Annotated in this window: 19 protein-coding genes; 13 read left to right on the forward strand and 6 right to left on the reverse strand. The window is 63.7% G+C overall.

Annotation, left to right across the window (positions count from 1 at the left end):
- Positions 1 to 84 precede the first annotated feature (84 nt).
- Positions 85 to 1,068 (forward strand): iron exporter MbfA, encoded by a 984-nt coding sequence (gene mbfA, locus CO656_RS08760; RefSeq protein ID WP_097525471.1) that lies wholly within the window; start codon positions 85 to 87, stop codon positions 1,066 to 1,068.
- Between the two features lie 87 nt (positions 1,069 to 1,155).
- On the opposite strand, the gene CO656_RS08765 is transcribed toward mbfA, so the two are convergent.
- Positions 1,156 to 1,776 carry a transglutaminase-like cysteine peptidase gene (locus CO656_RS08765; protein ID WP_037422307.1) on the reverse strand — a complete coding sequence of 207 codons (621 nt, stop codon included), beginning with the start codon at positions 1,774 to 1,776 and terminating at the stop codon, positions 1,156 to 1,158.
- A gap of 253 nt (positions 1,777 to 2,029) precedes the next feature.
- Complete coding sequence (locus CO656_RS08770) at positions 2,030 to 2,836, reverse strand: alpha/beta hydrolase (RefSeq protein ID WP_037422304.1); 807 nt, start codon at positions 2,834 to 2,836, stop codon at positions 2,030 to 2,032.
- Positions 2,837 to 3,054: 218 nt separating this feature from the next.
- Here CO656_RS08770 and infC point away from each other — a divergent pair, with 218 nt between their 5' ends.
- The 9 genes from infC (at position 3,055) to pheT (ending at position 11,580) form a co-directional block, all read left to right on the forward strand.
- Complete coding sequence (infC, locus tag CO656_RS08775; protein ID WP_083854172.1) at positions 3,055 to 3,591, forward strand: translation initiation factor IF-3; 537 nt, start codon at positions 3,055 to 3,057, stop codon at positions 3,589 to 3,591.
- Between the two features lie 272 nt (positions 3,592 to 3,863).
- Positions 3,864 to 4,379 (forward strand): hypothetical protein, encoded by a 516-nt coding sequence (locus CO656_RS08780; RefSeq protein WP_097525472.1) that lies wholly within the window; start codon positions 3,864 to 3,866, stop codon positions 4,377 to 4,379.
- Between the two features lie 186 nt (positions 4,380 to 4,565).
- A complete protein-coding gene (locus tag CO656_RS08785) occupies positions 4,566 to 5,036 on the forward strand; it encodes a hypothetical protein (protein ID WP_097525473.1) in 471 nt (156 codons plus the stop codon).
- A 7-nt stretch (positions 5,037 to 5,043) separates the two neighbouring features.
- Positions 5,044 to 5,709, forward strand: a complete 666-nt coding sequence (locus CO656_RS08790; RefSeq protein ID WP_037421100.1) for a response regulator transcription factor — start codon at positions 5,044 to 5,046, stop codon at positions 5,707 to 5,709.
- Positions 5,706 to 7,076 (forward strand): HAMP domain-containing sensor histidine kinase, encoded by a 1,371-nt coding sequence (locus CO656_RS08795; protein ID WP_095678036.1) that lies wholly within the window; start codon positions 5,706 to 5,708, stop codon positions 7,074 to 7,076. Before CO656_RS08790 ends, CO656_RS08795 begins: the two co-directional genes overlap by 4 nt.
- Before the next feature lie 160 nt (positions 7,077 to 7,236).
- On the forward strand, positions 7,237 to 7,440 hold the full coding sequence (rpmI, locus tag CO656_RS08800) for a 50S ribosomal protein L35 (protein ID WP_012710090.1): 204 nt from the start codon (positions 7,237 to 7,239) through the stop codon (positions 7,438 to 7,440).
- A gap of 38 nt (positions 7,441 to 7,478) precedes the next feature.
- Positions 7,479 to 7,883: a 50S ribosomal protein L20 gene (rplT, locus tag CO656_RS08805; RefSeq protein ID WP_012710091.1), complete on the forward strand. Its 405-nt coding sequence runs from the start codon at positions 7,479 to 7,481 to the stop codon at positions 7,881 to 7,883.
- Between the two features lie 154 nt (positions 7,884 to 8,037).
- Entirely contained in the window at positions 8,038 to 9,120 is a 1,083-nt protein-coding gene (pheS, locus tag CO656_RS08810; RefSeq protein WP_037421051.1) for a phenylalanine--tRNA ligase subunit alpha, read from the forward strand.
- Between the two features lie 33 nt (positions 9,121 to 9,153).
- On the forward strand, positions 9,154 to 11,580 hold the full coding sequence (pheT, locus tag CO656_RS08815) for a phenylalanine--tRNA ligase subunit beta (RefSeq protein ID WP_097525474.1): 2,427 nt from the start codon (positions 9,154 to 9,156) through the stop codon (positions 11,578 to 11,580).
- A 59-nt stretch (positions 11,581 to 11,639) separates the two neighbouring features.
- On the opposite strand, the gene CO656_RS08820 is transcribed toward pheT, so the two are convergent.
- Together CO656_RS08820 and CO656_RS08825 are read right to left on the reverse strand one after the other, a co-directional pair.
- Positions 11,640 to 11,999, reverse strand: a complete 360-nt coding sequence (locus CO656_RS08820) for a nuclear transport factor 2 family protein (protein WP_097525475.1) — start codon at positions 11,997 to 11,999, stop codon at positions 11,640 to 11,642.
- Positions 12,000 to 12,275: 276 nt separating this feature from the next.
- Entirely contained in the window at positions 12,276 to 12,767 is a 492-nt protein-coding gene (locus CO656_RS08825) for a ferritin-like domain-containing protein (protein ID WP_037377882.1), read from the reverse strand.
- Between the two features lie 220 nt (positions 12,768 to 12,987).
- On the opposite strand from CO656_RS08825, the gene CO656_RS08830 reads away from it, so the two are divergent.
- Positions 12,988 to 13,758, forward strand: a complete 771-nt coding sequence (locus CO656_RS08830) for an SDR family oxidoreductase (RefSeq protein ID WP_097525476.1) — start codon at positions 12,988 to 12,990, stop codon at positions 13,756 to 13,758.
- Between the two features lie 20 nt (positions 13,759 to 13,778).
- On the forward strand, positions 13,779 to 14,402 hold the full coding sequence (locus tag CO656_RS08835) for a hypothetical protein (RefSeq protein WP_037421040.1): 624 nt from the start codon (positions 13,779 to 13,781) through the stop codon (positions 14,400 to 14,402).
- A gap of 60 nt (positions 14,403 to 14,462) precedes the next feature.
- Here CO656_RS08835 and CO656_RS08840 read toward each other — a convergent pair whose 3' ends face one another.
- Complete coding sequence (locus tag CO656_RS08840; RefSeq protein WP_097525477.1) at positions 14,463 to 15,413, reverse strand: aldo/keto reductase; 951 nt, start codon at positions 15,411 to 15,413, stop codon at positions 14,463 to 14,465.
- Positions 15,414 to 15,722: 309 nt separating this feature from the next.
- On the opposite strand from CO656_RS08840, the gene CO656_RS08845 reads away from it, so the two are divergent.
- On the forward strand, positions 15,723 to 16,709 hold the full coding sequence (locus tag CO656_RS08845; RefSeq protein WP_097525478.1) for a Gfo/Idh/MocA family oxidoreductase: 987 nt from the start codon (positions 15,723 to 15,725) through the stop codon (positions 16,707 to 16,709).
- A gap of 56 nt (positions 16,710 to 16,765) precedes the next feature.
- Here the strand turns inward: CO656_RS08845 and CO656_RS08850 are convergent, their stop codons facing one another.
- Positions 16,766 to 17,176: a hypothetical protein gene (locus tag CO656_RS08850; RefSeq protein WP_037421034.1), complete on the reverse strand. Its 411-nt coding sequence runs from the start codon at positions 17,174 to 17,176 to the stop codon at positions 16,766 to 16,768.
- Positions 17,177 to 17,280: the final 104 nt, after the last annotated feature.

A 17,280-nucleotide genomic window follows, 5' to 3' on the forward strand; every position in this document is an offset into this window, starting at 1 on the left:
TCGGCTGCCTACCGGCCCACGGCCTTGACGCCTGAGGATGAGCCGCCTATTTCTTTAGAATAATTCTAAAGAAGGCTGCTATCGATGTTTTCCCGTCTCTTCTCCCGCTCGAAGCGTCCGTTTCTGTCGCTGGGCGAACAGGATATTCTGGCACTCGCCATTTCTTCCGAAGAAGACGACGGACGCATTTACCTCGCCTATGCGGATGCGCTGCGCGAAAAATACCCGCATTCCGCCCGCGTGTTCGAAGGCATGGCCGAGGAAGAGAGCCACCACCGACAGGCGCTGATCGACCTGCACGTGGCACGCTTCGGCAGCCGGATTCCGCTCATCCGGCGCGAGCATGTGCGCGATTTCCCGGAGCGGAAGCCCGATTGGCTCATTGCCGAGATGCCGATCGAGAAAGCGCGCGCAGAGGCGGAAGCCATGGAGGAGGCTGCCCACCGCTTCTATCTCGAGGCGGCAGCACGCACGCGGGACGCGGCGACGCGCAAGCTGTTGGGGGATCTGGCGATTGCCGAGAAGGCACATGAGTCTCTCGCCCGCCGGCTCGGCGAAAGTCATGCGCCGGCGCAAGTGCGGGCCGAGGAAGACCGAACGTCGCACCGACAGTTCATCCTTACCTATGTGCAGCCGGGTCTCGCAGGTTTGATGGACGGTTCGGTCTCGACCCTGGCGCCGATCTTCGCTGCCGCTTTTGCAACCCAGGATACTTGGCAGACCTTCTTGGTCGGGCTGTCGGCCTCGGTCGGTGCCGGCATCTCCATGGGTTTTACCGAAGCCGCCCACGACGACGGCAAGCTTTCCGGCCGCGGCTCACCGGTCAAGCGCGGTCTCGCCTCCGGCGTGATGACCGCGCTCGGCGGCCTTGGCCATGCGCTTCCCTATCTGATCCCGCATTTCTGGACGGCGACGGTGACCGCGGTGGCGATCGTCTTCTTCGAGCTCTGGGCCATTGCCTTCATCCAGAACCGGTTTATGGAAACGCCGTTCCTCAGGGCGGCCTTTCAGGTCGTGCTCGGCGGCGGCCTGGTGCTCGCGGCGGGCATCGTCATCGGCAATGCGTGATGCGACGACGGCGCAGCGGAATTGGGAAGAGACGCCATGAAAAAAGGGCCGCTGACCGGCCCTTTCTTGATCGAATTGTCCGGCGGTTCAGTTGCCGACCGAACCGACCAGCACCTCGGCGCTGTTGTCGATCGTCACCCAGCGGCCGCTATTGCTCGAAGCCTGGCGCTTCAGGAAGCGGTAGTGCGTGTTGGTCCAGAGCTTCACGCCGTTGTCGAGATTGTCGAGGATAAAATCGCCCTGGGCGGTGCGCACCGTCAGAACGGCATGACCCTCGCCGTCGGGCTTGCGCACTACCGTCAACAGCAGATTGCCGGCCGCGAAGCCGCGCTGCATCAGGCGCCGGCGCTTTTCAAGCGCGAAATCCTCGCAGTCGCCCCGGCCCTTCGGATAGGACCAGACCTCGTCGCGGCCGAGAAGCTCCTGGTCGGTGACCGGCGAGATCTCGCGGTTGACGGCTGCGTTCACCTGCCGGATGACCGCCCAGCCGCTCGCCGTGACGCGCGGCGGCGCGCCCGCCCGAGACCGGACGCCGCATTCGCTTCTGTTCTTCTGACAGAATTCGAAATGCCCGATTGGCTGCGAGGTTGCAGAGCCGGTCTGCATCCAGGGAGTGGATCCCGACTGAGCGGGAACCGCCATGCTTGCCGAAATGAAAAATGCGCAGAATCCCGCGACGCCTGCCTTTACCCCGGTCCAAAATGCCATACAAATCCCCTGCAGCGCGTGCGTGCACGCGCAATCTCAAGTTGATGACAGCTTTTGTAGGCTTCCCCTAGCGCTGCTCTAATCGTTAATAAAGTGTTAATATGGCGGGGCGGTTTGAGTCAATCTACCGATTCGTCTGATTGACCTTTATGGTTAAGATCATCCACTATAAGTCAGCGGAAGCCTTGCATCCCGGGCTGTCCGGGATGGTTCCGAAAACGGGGCGGTTTGTTGACGAGTGCCGGCCCGGAAGTTAGGCCTTGGCGAGCATGGCGCTGATCGCCTGTTTCAGTTTGAAGACGTCTTCCTCGCGCGACAACCGGTGGTCGCCGTCGCGAATGAGGGTCATGACGACATCGTCCGCCGGCATGTGCTCCATGAGCTTCAGCGCATGCGTATAGGGCACATCGGGATCGCGCATCCCCTGGAGAATATGCACCGGGCAGCCGGTCGCGATCGGCCCTTTAAGGACTCGATTTTCCCGCCCGTCCTCGATCAGGGCGCGGGTGAAGACATTCGGCTCCGGGCTATATTCCGACGGCTCCTCGAAATAGCCGCGTTCGGCGAGCGAAGCCCGTTCGGCCGGCGACAGGTTGGGCTCGATCAGCTCGGCGGTGAAGTCGGGGGCAGGGGCGATCAGCACCAGGCCGGCGATGCGCTTCCCCTCACCGCGTGCTCTCAGCTCTTCGATGAGGCGCAGTGCCACCCATGCGCCCATGGAGGAGCCGATCAGGATCATGCGCCCGGCGACCGCGTGATCGACGACGGCAAGGCTTTCCTCGAGCCAGCGCGAGATCGTGCCTTCCTTGAAGTCGCCGCCGGAAGCGCCGTGGCCGGAATAGTCGAAGCGGACGCAGTCCGTTCCGATCGCTTGCGCATGGCGTTCGACTTCGAGCGCCTTCGTGCCGGTCATGTCGGACCGGTAGCCGCCGAGCCAGACGAGCGCCGGGCGGTTTGAGGGGAGTTCGGCGCGGAAAATCCGCACGGCGATGTTGCGCGCCGAGGCTTCCGCGCCCACCTTTACATGCGTGACTTCGGTTTCGGCCGGCATGGCTGGCATCGCTTAATTCCTCGCAAGCACCCGTTTCGTTCAGATATCCCGCTAAAAACAGATTCGCCAGAGCCTGGAAGAGGTGATTTTCCTTGCGACCCATGCTATTGACTCTGGAGCCGCAATTCACACATTGCCGTCAGTGACTGTTTCAAGCGCTAGTTTGAGATGACGCTGATCGTTTGATCGACCACTATTACCGAAAACAGCTCGAGGAGAGTACGACCATTCGCAGACCGTTCAAAGCGGACGCCCCAGTCAAGGAAGGCCCGCGCGCAAACAAGGAAATCCGGGTTCCCCGGGTTCAGCTCATCGACGCCGAAGGCCAGAACATGGGCAACGTGCCGATCGACCAGGCGCTCCGCATGGCGGAAGAGGCCGGTCTTGATCTGGTGGAGATCGCACCGAATTCCGAACCGCCGGTGTGCAAGATTCTCGATCTTGGCAAGTTGAAATACGCCAACCAGAAGAAGGCGGCCGAGGCGCGCAAGAAGCAGAAGATCGTCGAGATCAAGGAAATCAAGATGCGCCCGAACATCGACACCCATGATTACGAGGTGAAGATGAAGGCGATGAACCGCTTCTTCGAAGAGGGCGACAAGGTCAAGGTGACGCTGAAGTTCCGCGGCCGCGAAATGGCCCACCAGGAGCTCGGCATGAAGCTTCTGCTGCAGGTCAAGGACGATACGCAGGCGATCGCCAAGGTCGAAGCCGAGCCGAAGCTCGAGGGCCGCCAGATGATGATGGTGCTCGCGCCGAAGTAAGCACGAAGGCGTGGGCCGCACGCGAAATCCCAAGTAAAAGCCGCCGTGAGGCGGCTTTTTGCGTTCTACAGCGCCGCGCGTCTTATCAGACGCGCAAAGGTCGCTGTAGCACTTTGAATTGCTGCATGTCTCCTTAAATCGAGGTCGATTTAAGGAGACATGCAGTGGCGCATCGTTGGCGGGCCTGACAGAATGCTGACAACCGCGCTCAGCCGCCTGTCAGTTGCCGGATGCCAGTCTCTGCCCGTTCCAAAACAAGGAAGGGTATAGATATGCACAGCGCATTCAAAAAAGTGCTGCTCGTTTCCACAGTGAGCTTGATCGGCGTCGTTGGAGGACCCGTGACGATGGCTCTTGCGGATACCGGCGCGGCCAGCAGCTTCGAAGCCGGACCTAATGGCGGCTTCGACACGAGCAGCCCCACTACAGGTGGCGAAGGTGGATCCGGCGGCGGACAGGACACCGGCACAGGCGGTGGACAGGATACCGGTACCGGCGGTGGACAAGACACTGGCGGCGGCACTGGCGGTGAAGGCGGCGGCACCGGCGGCGAAGGTGGCGGCACCGGCGGCGAAGGCGGCGGCACCGGCGGCGAAGGTGGCGGCACCGGCGGCGAAGGTGGCGGCAGCGGCGGCGAAGGCGGCGGCGAAGGCGGCGGCAGCGGCGGCGAAGGCGGCGGCAGCGGCGGCGAAGGTGGCGGCACCGGCGGCGAAGGTGGTTCCGGTGGCGGACAGGATACTGGTACCGGCGGTGGACAAGACAGTGGCGGAACGCCGACGGCGAACTGATCCGATTCCGGGCTGAGCCCTGAACTGCGGCGGTGGCTGTCGCCATCGCCGCAGACTTATCATATTCGTGCCTCTTGCATCATCCTGCTGCGAGGGGCACGCCCGTTTCAGCAAGAAAATCGAAGTTCCACCCCTGTTTCCGTCACTTTTCTGGCGGATGCTGCGGCGACCTGTGTTGAGGGGATAATGAGAGACCATATCTGCCTGGAGCGCGCTGCGCCGCCCCGTCCCGCTTCGCTCATGCGCCGGAGTCTGGCCGCATTCGTTTGCTGGTCGGTCGCCTCCTGTGTCCTGCCGTTGTCCGCGAGCGGTGCCGCTTTGGCCGAGGACGGAAAGGACAGCCGCGACACCTCGGATACCGGCGGCAGCGGCGATACCGGCACCCGAGGCGACCGCAGCACGGCGGCCCCGGAGAACGACAGGACCCGGGAAACCAGAAGCCAGGAGGATGCGCGGGACGCGGTCGCCAGGGGAGAGATCCTGCCGCTCAGCAAGCTGCTCGCCCTGGTCGATCGCGATCTTTACGGCATGGTCATCGCAGTCGAGCTGGTCCGATACATGGGCAGCGACGTCTACCGGCTGAGGACGCGCGATGGCACAGGCGTCATCCGCGATCTCGGGATCGATGCGCGCACCGGCAGATTCGTGAATTTCTGAGGCAGACATGCGCATACTTCTGGCAGAAGACGATCCCAATATCGCGGGCCATGTCCGCGGCAAGCTCGAGGCCGAAGGCTACGCGGTCGATACGCTGGCGCACGGTCCCGACATCTGGGAGCGCGGTGAAGACGGCGGCTATGCCGCCATCATCCTCGACCTCGGTCTGCCCGGTCTCGACGGATTGTCGATCCTCAAGCGGTGGCGCCACGACGGTGTGGAAACGCCCGTCGTGGTCCTGACCGCCCGCGGATCCTGGATGGAGCGCGTCGACGGCTTCGAGGCCGGCGCCGACGACTATATTCCCAAGCCGTTTCGGGCCGAGGAATTGCTGGCGCGGCTGAGGGCGCTTCTGCGGCGCGCCGGCCCGCGATTCCAGATCACCAAATCGGCGGGCCGTTTTACGCTCGACGAGGCGACCCGCCGGGTGACGTTCGACGGAGAGGCGCTCGAACTCAGCCCGCTCGAATTCCGCATGGTCGCCTACTTCATCGAGCGCAAGGGCGAAGTGCTGACCTCGCTCGAACTGGCAAGCCATGTCCAGGGACGCGACGACGATTCGGCCAAGAACGCGGTCGAGGCGATGATCGCCCGCCTGCGCCGCAAGACCGAAAGCGGCGCCATCGAGACGCGTCGCGGCTTCGGCTATCTGCTGCGTGACGATCCCTCATGATGCGCTCGCTGCGGCTGCGACTGGCGGTCGGAGCGGTGATCGCGATCGGCCTCGTGCTGCTCGTTGCATGGCTTTCCCTGACGCGACTGTTCACCGACCACGTGGTCGGGCGCTACCGCAGCGAGATGATGACGACCGTCGACACGCTCGCCGCCGAACTCGCCGTGCGGGACGGCAAGCTGATGCTCACCGGAGAGCCGGCCGATCCGCGTTTCGACCTGCCGAACGGCGGCCGCTATTGGCAGATCTCGCCCATCGACGGCAGCGACATCTTGCGGTCGCGCTCGCTTTGGGACGTATCGATCGATGCCGACGCGCCGCCCAGCCCGCACTATGAGGGGTTTACCACCAGCGAGGGTCCCGACGGTCGTCTGATGCTGGTGCACAGCCAAACGCTGTCGCTCGGCGAGGATGCCCGGCCGGTCCGCTTCGTCGCGTCGGCGGCGTTTCCGCAGCGGGAACTGGACGAGGCGCTGGGGGATTTCCAGGCGCCGCTGCGGCTGATGCTGCTTGCCACCGCCGGGGTCCTTGCCGCCGCCGCCTTTTTCCAGAATGCCATAGGGCTCGTACCGCTCCGCCGCCTCAGCGAGCGGGCGGCCGCAGTGCGCGCCGGCCGCGAACGGGATTTCGGGACCTCCGGCCCGAGCGAAGTGCAGCCGCTGGTCAGCGAGATCAATCTCCTCCTCAAGGAACGCGAAGTGGCGGTCGAGCGCGCGCGTGCCCGGGCCAGCGATCTCGCCCATGGCCTTAAGACGCCGCTGACGGTGCTCGCGCAGCTTGCCGACCGGCTTCCGCCCGAGGATCGCGCCCTCGCGCTCAGACAGGTGGAACTCGCCCGTCAGCGGGCCGACCGGCAGCTGCAGGCCGCGCGCATGGGCGTCGAGCGGATGGCGACGACGTCGGTCATGGGCCTTGGCGGCAAGCTCGTCAGCGTCCTTCGTCCGGTCACCGCCGAGCGGAATGTCGCCTGGGAGGTCTCGATCGACAGCTCGCTTTCTCTCGACGTCGATCCGGCCGACCTCGCCGAGTGCCTCGGCAATCTCCTCGATAACGCCGCCAAATGGGCCCGTTCCTTCATCCGCTTCTCGGCACGCCGGGCGAACGACGCGATTACCATCGTGATTGAGGACGACGGGCCCGGCATTGCCGAGCAGGACCGCGAGGCGATCCTCAAACGCGGCGCGCGAATCGACAGCAGCGACGAACGAGAGCCGGAAGGCACCGGGCTGGGTCTGGCGATCAGTGCGGATATCGCCGACGCCTACGGCGCCTCCTTGACCATCGATCAATCTGATCTAGGAGGGCTGAGAGCGCGGCTGACCTTTCCTGTCAGGGTCGTGCGGCGTCCGTGGCGCGATCCCGTCTGACGTCGTGGGCGCAGGATCGACGCGCGGCTTGCGCTTTTGCAGGACTTCGGCTACAAGCCCCCGGTCCGAACGGTCCGGCAGGGCATGCCGTGGCCGTTCTTAACGCTGGAAACCAGCCTCGTCAGCCGGTTTCAGATATCAAGAACAATGGAGTAGCAAAATGCCCAAGATGAAGACGAAGTCGTCTGCCAAGAAGCGGTTCAAGGTAACCGCGACCGGCAAGGTGCGCGCTGCCGCTGCCGGCAAGCGCCACGGCATGATCAAGCGTACCAACAAGTTCATTCGCGACGCGCGCGGGACCATGGTTCTCGCCGAGCCTGATGGCAAGAAGGTCGTCAAGAACTACCTGCCGAACGGTCTCTGAGACTTCAGGCATATTGGACACGTTAAGGAGATCATGACATGGCACGTGTAAAACGCGGCGTTACCGCCCACGCCAAGCACAAGAAGACGCTGAAGGCCGCCAAGGGTTTCTACGGCCGCCGTAAGAACACGATCCGCGCCGCCAAGGCAGCGGTCGACCGTTCCAAGCAGTACGCCTATCGCGACCGCAAGGTTAACAAGCGCAACTTCCGCGCCCTCTGGATCCAGCGCATCAACGCTGCTGTCCGTGAATTCGGTTTGACCTACGGCCGCTTCATCGACGGCCTGAACAAGGCTGGCATCGAAGTAGACCGCAAGGTTCTGTCCGACATGGCGATTCATGAGCCGGCAGCATTCGGCGCGCTCGTCGAGGCTTCCAAGAAGGCGCTCGCCTATCTCAAGGAAGCCGGCACGGCAAACGAGTTTGAGAGCGCTGTCCGTTAAGCCAGCGTTTTCCCAAGACCGTTTCTGAAATTGTTGGGAAACCCGCGCTGGCAGGGCTGGCGCGGGTTTTTCTTGTTCGGCTCGATCGCCGGCGATCACATCGCTGCAGTGTTGAACCGATAAAACAAACCATTTCCGCATCGAGGCAGACAGAATGAGCGAACTGGAAACATTGGAACGGACATTGCTGGCGGAAATCGATGCCGCCGCCGACGAGGGGGCGATCGAGGCGTTGCGCGTCGGTGCCCTCGGCAAGAAGGGTTCGATCTCGGAGCTTCTGAAGACGCTCGGCACGATGAGCCCGGAGGAGCGGCAGACCCGCGGCGCCCGCATCAACGCGCTGAAAAACATCGTCACAGAGGCGATTTCGGCCCGTAAGTCAGCGCTGAAGGATGCGGCGATCGCCGAGCGGCTGGCGCGCGAGACGGTCGATATCAGCCTGCCGGTTCGCTCCTCGCCGGCCGAGCGCGGCCGCATCCATCCGATCAGCCAGATCGTCGACGAGATCACCGCGATTTTCGGCGACATGGGCTTCTCGATCGCCGAGGGGCCCGACATCGAGACGGACTATTACAATTTCACCGCGCTCAATTTCCCCGAGGGCCATCCGGCCCGCGAGATGCACGACACGTTCTTCTTTCAGCCGGACGAGAAGGGAGAACGCAAGGTGCTGCGGACGCACACATCGCCGGTGCAAATTCGCACGATGGAGGCTCAGAAGCCGCCGATCCGCATCATCATTCCGGGCAAGACCTATCGCCAGGATTCCGACGCCACCCATTCGCCGATGTTCCATCAGGTCGAAGGCCTGGTGATCGACAAGGCGGCGAACGTCGCAAACATGCGCTGGGTGCTGGAGGAATTCTGCAAGGCGTTCTTCGAGGTCGATCAGGTGACGATGCGCTTCCGGCCGTCCTTCTTCCCCTTCACCGAGCCGTCCTTCGAGGTCGATATCCAGTGCGATCGCTCCGGCCCGATCGTCAAGTTCGGCGAAGGCAAGGACTGGATGGAGATCCTCGGCTGCGGCATGGTGCACCCGAACGTGCTGCGCGCCGGCGGCCTCGATCCGGACGAGTACCAGGGTTTTGCCTGGGGTATGGGCCTCGATCGTATCGCCATGCTGAAATACGGCATGCCGGACCTGCGCGACTTCTTCAACGCCGATGTCCGCTGGATGACCCATTACGGCTTCCGGCCGCTCGACATGCCGACGCTGTTCGGCGGTCTCTCTGCTTAATTTGGCGTGAAAACTTAGGACACAGGTGAAATCATGAAGTTCACGCTTTCCTGGCTGAAGGACCATCTCGAAACCGACGCCTCGCTCGAGGACATCTGCGCCCGCCTGACGATGATCGGGCTGGAGGTCGAGGACGTCGACGACAAGGCGGCCTTCAAGCCCTTCGTCATCGCCAAGGTCGTCTCCGCCGAGCAGCACCCGAATGCCGACAAGCTCAAGGTATTGAAGGTCGATACCGGCTCCGGCGAGCCGGTGCAGGTCGTCTGCGGCGCGCCGAACGCGCGCACCGGCCTCGTCGGCGCCTTTGCCGGCCCCGGCACCTACGTGCCCGGCATCGACACGACGCTTTCCGTCGGCAATATCCGCGGCGTCGAAAGCCGCGGCATGATGTGCTCGGAAAAGGAGCTGGAGATTTCCGACGACCACACCGGCATCATCGACCTGCCCGAGGATGCGCCGGTCGGCACGAGCTACGCGGCCTATGCGGGCCTCGCCGATCCGGTCATCGAGATCAATCTGACGCCGAACCGGCCGGATTGCACCAGCGTTCACGGCATTGCCCGCGATCTCGCCGCCTCCGGCCTTGGAACTCTCAAGACGCGGCCGGCGCCGTCCTTCCCGGTCGAAGGCTCAACGCCGGTCAAGGTAACACTCGATCTTGGCGAAGACAGGCATCTCTGCCCCGGTTTCGCGCTGCGCCTTGTGCGCGGCGTCAAGAACGGCCCGAGCCCGGCCTGGATGCGCCAGCGGCTGGCGGCGATCGGGCTTCGGCCGATCAACGCGCTCGTCGACATCACCAATTACTTGACCTTCGATCAGGGCCGGCCGCTGCACGTTTTCGACGCGGCCAAGGTCACCGGCAGCCTGACGATCCGCCGCGCCACGGAAGGCGAGAAGGTGCTGGCCCTCGATACGCGCGAATACACGCTGTCGCCGGCCAACGTGGTGATCGCCGACGAGGACGGGATCGAATCGATCGGCGGCATCATGGGCGGCGAGCATTCCGGCTGCGATGAGGCGACCACCGAAGTGCTGATCGAATCGGCGCTCTGGGATCCGATGAACATCGCCAAAAGCGGCCGCACCCTCGGCATCATCACCGATGCGCGCTACCGCTTCGAGCGCGGCGTCGATCCGGAATACATGGTGCCGGGCATCGAACGGGCGACCGAACTGGTGCTGGAGCTCTGCGGCGGCACGGCCGCCAGGCTGGATGTCGTCGGCTATGAGGGCCACGCGCCTAAGGTCGTCGAATTCCCGGTCTCGGAAGTGAAGCGGCTCACCGGCCTCGAGGTCTCTCCCGAGGAGAGCGTGTCGATCCTGCAAAAACTCGGCTTCGGCGTCGAGGGCTCCGGCGAGCGCTTCCGCGTCACCGTGCCCTCCTGGCGGCCGGACGTCGACGGCAAGGCGGACCTCGTCGAGGAAGTGATGCGCATCCATGGCGTCGACAAAATCGTCGCCGCGGCCTTGCCGAGCCACAACGCCGTCAACGGCAAGATCCTCACGACGCTGCAGATCCGCACCCGCCAGGCGAGACGTGCGCTTGCAAGCCGCGGCATGCTCGAAGCCGTCACCTGGTCGTTCATCTCGGAAGAGCAGGCGAAGCTCTTCGGCGGCGGCCGGCCGGCGCTGAAGCTCGCCAATCCGATCGCCGCCGATATGTCCGACATGCGGCCGTCGCTGCTGCCGGGTCTTCTGACCGCGGCGCAGCGCAATGCCGACAAGGGCTATAGCGACGTGGCAATCTTCGAGGTCTCGGGCATCTATGAGGGCGACACGCCCGAGGCGCAGCGCCGCGTCGCCGGCGGCGTCCGCCGTGGCACCGCGTCGCTCAACGGCGCCGGCCGGCTATGGTCGAATGCCGCCAAGGGCGGCGGCAAGCCGGTCGACGTCTTCGACGCCAAGGCCGATGCGATCGCCGTGCTCGAAGCCTGCGGCGTGCCGATGGCCAATGTCCAGCTCGAGGCCGGCGGCCCGGCCTGGTATCATCCGGGCCGTTCCGGCACGATCAAGCTTGGGCCGAAGATCGTGCTCGGCGCCTTCGGCGAGTTCCACCCGAAGACGCTCGACACGCTCGACGTTTCCGGTCCGATCGCCGGCTTCGAGATCTATGTCGACGCCATGCCGGAGCCGAAGAAGAAGGCGACGCGCACCAAGCCGGCGCTCGAGCTCTCGCCCTTCCAGGCGGTCAAGCGCGACTTCGCCTTCGTCGTCGACAAGGCGGTGGAGGCCGCTGCAATCGCGCGGGCGGCATCCGGCGCCGACCGAAAGCTGGTGACAGCGGTCAACGTCTTCGACGTCTTCGAGGGGGCCTCGCTCGGCGAGGGCAAGAAGTCGGTCGCCATCGAGGTGACGATCCAGCCGGTCGAGCGGACGCTCACCGACGAGGATTTCGAGGCGCTGACCTCGCGCATCGTCGCCAACGTCGCCAAGAGTACGGGCGGCGTGCTGCGCGCCTGAGGAATTCGAAGGCCGCCGTTTCACCGCGGCGGCCTTTTCGCTCCGAAGGCATTGCCGGATTATGCGTGGCGATGCCAGACCTTGTTGACGATCAGCCAGCGGCCGTCGACCTTCAGCAGCGACAGGTAGTCCGTATAGCGCGCGCCGCCGAATTCATCGATGACCTTCACGCTCGCGGCGTCGCCGGTGATGTGGATCAACTCCACCTCCATCAGGGGCTGCGTTTCCGGCGGTGCCGAGCCTTCCTTGGAAACGGCGGCAATGAAGGCATCGCGTGTGAGCCATTCGACCGAGTCTTGGTAATTGCCGACGATCGAGGCGCTCGGGTGAAATGCCTTACGCAGCGCCGCCTCATTGGCGAAAGCCATGCCGTCGACATAGAGATGGATGACCGCGCTGATGGCCTGCTCATCGGACATGCCTGATTCCTCCATTCCCGAAGCGGCCAAGACCCGACGCTCTGCGCATGGTCGACATTCTCCCGCCTCCGATGCCGCTCCAACCATTCGAGGCGAACACCTGATAGTTAGGGTATCGCAACGGAATTGCGATACCTCGGGGGCCGGGAGCGGCCTCAGCGGTTGGGTGGGAGATGGAAATAGGTGAACCGCGCGGGGATTGTGCGTCCGGCGCTCAAAGCGCTCATCGACTTCATTGACCGGCGACCGGCCTCTTCGCCGGTCGCCGGTAGCAAGTCAGGCGGCCTTCCTGTTCGCTTTCGCCGTCGCAAGCTTCGTCAGGTCCTGGTCGGTGACGACTTCTTCCTTCAGCGTTGCGTCGAGAAGCGGGACCGCATCCTTGAGGCCGATGGTCTGCGCCCATGTCTTCAGGGTGCCGTAGCGAGCGATCTCGTAGTGCTCGACGGATTGCGCGGCGGAGATCAGGCCGGCGTCAAGTGCCTGCGTGCCCTTGAACTCGTCCATGATTTCCTCGCCCTCGGCAATGATACCTTCGATCGCTTCGCAGGTCTTGCCTGTCGCGCGCTTGCCGATCAGCTCAAAAACCTGCTGCAGCCGCTCGACATGGGTTTCCGTCTGTTCGCGGTGCTTTTCGAAGGCTGCCTTGAGCTCCTGTGCTTGCGCGGCACGCGCCATCTTCGGCAGAGCCTTCAGGATCTTGCGCTCGGCATAGTAGATGTCCTTGAGCGCGTCGTAGAACAGATCGTCCATTGTCTTTTCCTTGGGCATTGTCGAATTCCTTCCTTGTCCGGTGGGGAGCTTGGCTGTGACGCCCAATCAACATCAGACAGAGGCATTTGTTCCTTTCTTCGGGGAAAATGCGTGGACGCCCTTGTCTCCCGTCGATCTCCAATGAGCGCGTCCGCTTCCGCTGCGCTGAAATCGGGTGGCCGCGACCGCTGCCAGCTGGAATCTTCCATGCGTCGATAACAATGGTGAGGAAGATCAAATGCTGAGACTTGCAGGAAAGGTGGCGATCGTGACGGGTGCGAGTTCGGGAATAGGCCGTGCGGCCGCCTCTCTCTTTGCGCGGGAAGGCGCAAAGGTCGTGATCGCCGCAAGGCGCGCCGAGGCCCTCGAGCAGCTCGTTTGCGAGATCGCGCAAGCGGGCGGTGAAGCGGCAATGCTTTCCGGCGACCTGCGCGACGAAGGTTTGAACGAGGCGCTTGTCGATCTGGCGCTGACCCGCTTCGGCGGGTTGGACGTCGCCTTCAACAATGCCGGCGCACTTGGCACTGTGGGTGAGGCCGTGTCGCTCTCGATCGAGGGATGGCGCGAAACGCTCGACACCAACCTGACCAGCGCCTTTCTCGCCGCCAAGCACCAGGCTCCGGCCATGATTGCGCGTGGCGGCGGTTCGCTCGTCTTCACCTCGAGCTTCGTCGGTCACACGGCAGGTTTCCCGGGGATGGCCGCCTACGCGGCCAGCAAGGCGGGGCTGATCGGCCTGGTGCAGTCCTTGGCGGTCGAGTTTGGAGCGCGTGGGGTGCGGGTCAATGCGCTGCTGCCGGGCGGCACCGACACGCCGTCCAATGCCGCGAACCTGCCGGGTGCTCCGCCCGAGACGCGCGGCTTCGTTGAAGGTCTGCATGCGCTGAAGCGCATGGCGCAGCCGGCGGAAATTGCCGAGGCCGCGCTTTACCTCGCCTCCGACGGTGCTAGCTTCGTCACCGGTACCGCGTTGCTGGTGGATGGCGGCGTTTCGATCAGCAGGACATGAACGGGCGGAAGGAAGGAAGAATGAGGAAGCCTGGGTCGATGAAGTCGCTGGAGGATCTCGGCCGGGTGCGCCTGTCCAAAAACTTCTTCCTGCGCGATTTCCTGCATTCTGAGATCGCCGAATTCTATCGCCTCCCGAACATCCCGGACGACCCGGAGCTCGCCATCGCAGCGGGTCGCAGGCTCTGCGAGGAACTTCTCGAGCCTCTGCAGGCGACGTTCGGGCGGCTTCACATTCGCTCCGCCTATCGCAACCGCGTTGTCAACGACTTCGGCAACAGGAACAAGCTCAACTGCTCGACCAATGCGGCGACGGCGGCCGACCATATCTGGGATATGCGCGACGCAGACGGTTGCATGGGGGCGACCGCCTGCATCGTCATTCCCTGGGTATGGGACCGGGAGCGCGGCGAGGGCGGTTGGCAGAGTCTGGCCTGGTGGATCCATGACCACCTGCCCTATGCCTCGCTCTGCTTCTTCCCGAAGCTTTGGGCCTTCAACATCCAATGGCATGAGCGGCCGCAGCGGCGAATCCGGAGCTTCGCCGAGCCGCGCGGCCTCTTGACGAAGCCGGGCATGGCCAACCACGAGGGCAGCCACCAGCATTTCTACGCCGGGTTTCCTACGCTCGTGAGGGCGTCGTAACGATGTCTCCTCCCCAAACCGTGCCACCTTGGATGGGTTGGGGAGGGGCGTTGTTGGACATTACTGGCTCACATCGTTCAGCCGCTGGATCGCCTCCTCCGAGAGCTTGAGATGCGCCGATCTCACGAGGCTTACCAGCTGATCGAGATTCGTGGCGCTGGCGATCGGCGCGGTGACGCCGTCGCGGGCGATGATCCAGGCAAGGGCGATCTCCGCCTGTTTCGCGCCGGTCTCCTCGGCGATCTCGTCGAGCACGCCGAGAATGCGCATGCCGCGCCCGTCCAGATATTTTTCGACCCCGCCACCGCGCGCAGTCCCTTCAAGATCCTTGTGCGAGCGGTACTTGCCGGAAAGAAAGCCCCGGGCGAGGCTGAAATAGGTGATGACGCCGATCTCCTCGGCGATGCAGAGGTCGCGCAGCGGTCCGTCATAGGCGGCCCGATCGTAGAGATTGTATTCCGGCTGCAGAACGTCATAGCGCGGCAGGTCCTTCGCCTTCGCGACGGCGAGAGCGTCGCCGAGTTGCCCTGCATCGAGGTTCGAGGCGCCGATCGCCCGCACCTTGCCCTGGGTGAGGAGCGCGTCATAGGCGGCGAGCGTCTCCTCATTGGGCACTTCCGGATCGGGCCAGTGCGACAAGTAAAGGTCGATATGGTCGGTCTGCAGGCGCTTCAGCGACTCTTCGACCGCCTGCAGGATCCAGCGGCGCGAGAGTCCCTTGCGTCCGGGTCCGAGGTCGGAGCCGACCTTGGTGACGATGACGGCCCGGTCGCGCGGGCGTCTGGATTGCTTCAGCCACTTGCCGATGATCGTCTCGGACTCGCCGCCCCGGTTTCCGGGCACCCAGGAGGAATAGGCATCCGCCGTATCGACGGCATTGAAGCCCGAATCGAAAAAGGTATCGAGGAGGGCGAAGGAGGTTTTCTCGTCCGCCGTCCAGCCGAACACATTGCCGCCGAAGACCAGCGGGGCAATGGAAAGACCGGTACGGCCAAGTCTGCGCATTACCATGGTTTCGCTCCATGTGGTTGGATGAAAACGAGCTGCGATCGGGAGGATTGCTGGGGAAACATAGGACAGCTTCCGGTCCAAGGACACCTGCTGCCGCCGATTTTCCGGTCCGCGCACGGCTTGCTAGGCACGTACCTCGGCGATAGTGTCGGTTCGCTTGATCGCGCGATTTGGAATCGTACCGCGATCGGTCCTCGCCAGGTGCGAGCCGTTTTCCGCCCGCGTCCCGCTCCGACCTGCAGCAATCGAACAGGATGCGGGCTCGTCAACAGCCTCACTCACGTTCCGCTCGAAAAAGGAGACTGCCCCATGTTGCGCTTCGGAATTCTGTCGACGGCCAGGATCGGCCGCGAACTCGTCGTGCCCGCCATTCAGGATGCCGAGAATTGCGTGGTCACGGCAATCGCCAGCCGCGACCAGGCGAAAGCACGGGCGATGGCCGACCGCTTTTCGGTGCCGCATGCCTTCGGCTCCTATGAGGAGATGCTTGCCTGCGACGTGATCGACGCGGTCTACATTCCGCTCCCGACCTCGCAGCACGTCGAGTGGGCGATTAAGGCGGCCGACGCCGGCAAGCATGTGCTTTGCGAAAAGCCGCTGGCGCTCAAGGCCGAGGAGATTGACGCGGTGATCGCGGCGCGTGACCGCAACAAGGTGCTGGTTTCGGAAGCCTATATGGTCACCTACAGCCCCGTCTGGCGGAAGGTGCGCTCGCTCATCGCCGAGGGAGCGGTCGGCAAGCTCCGGCACGTTCAGGGTGCTTTCACCTATTACAACCGCGATCCCGGCAACATGCGCAATGTCCCGGCGCTCGGCGGCGGCGGCCTGCCGGATATCGGCGTCTATCCGGCGATCACCACGCGCTTCACGACCGGCAAGGAGCCGCTGCGCGTCCAGGCCAATACCGACCGCGATCCTGAATTCGGCACCGACATCTATTCGAGCGTGCGTGCCGATTTCGGCGATTTCGAGCTGAGCTTCTACATCTCCACCCAGCTCGCCGCCCGCCAGGTCATGGTGTTCCACGGCGACCAGGGGTTCATCGAGGTGAAATCCCCCTTCAATGCGGATCGCTACGGCCGCGAGGAAGTGGAACTCACCAACCAGAACCACGCCCAATCGCAGCTTTTCCGCTTCCAGGATGCGCGCCAGTACAAGCTCGAGGCGGAAGCCTTCGCGCGTGCGGCGAAGGGAGAGGCGGAAGAGGTGGTGACGCTCGAGAGCTCGCGCCTCAATCAAAAGTTCATCGACGCGATCTACCGCGCCAGCGAGAAAGACGGTTGGGAAACGGTCTGAGGTAAATTGAAAGACGGTCCGCCAAATGGCGAGCCGTCGCATTCGTTGCCTGGACGCTAAGTGGCCGGTCGTATGCCCACCTGGGCGGCACCTTTGAGTTTCAGGAAGAGAAAGTCGGCGACGCCGACCATCGCCGCCACGATCAATCCAACGCCGATTGCCGTCAGCGACGCATAGGCAAGCGCGAGAATGGCGAGACTGGCAACCTGCCAGAGGATGTCGCCGGCGATGCTGATGCGGGCCGCCGGCGCGCTCGGGCCCCCTTTTCTTGCCGAGACAAGATGGAAGGCGCCCCAGAGCAACAGCCCGGTACCGAGAAGCCCGATGACCCCCGGGGCAATGACGGGGCTGACGAGCGATGCCAGCGGTGCGGCGTCGACGATCAAAACCGTGCCGGCGACGAGCGAGACGATGCCGTCGGCAAGGAATGCCTTGTTGAGAAGCGAGCGGTGGGAAAGGGCGAGCATGTCGGTCTCCTTCGGTTGTCGATGGAGCAATGCTGGCCTGATGCGGTCATCAAACCAATTACCTCTGAGGTAATGGATTTCCCGCTGTGTTCGGCCCATTCTTG

The organism is Sinorhizobium sp. FG01 (genome assembly GCF_002531875.1).
Lineage (GTDB): Bacteria > Pseudomonadota > Alphaproteobacteria > Rhizobiales > Rhizobiaceae > Sinorhizobium > Sinorhizobium fredii_C.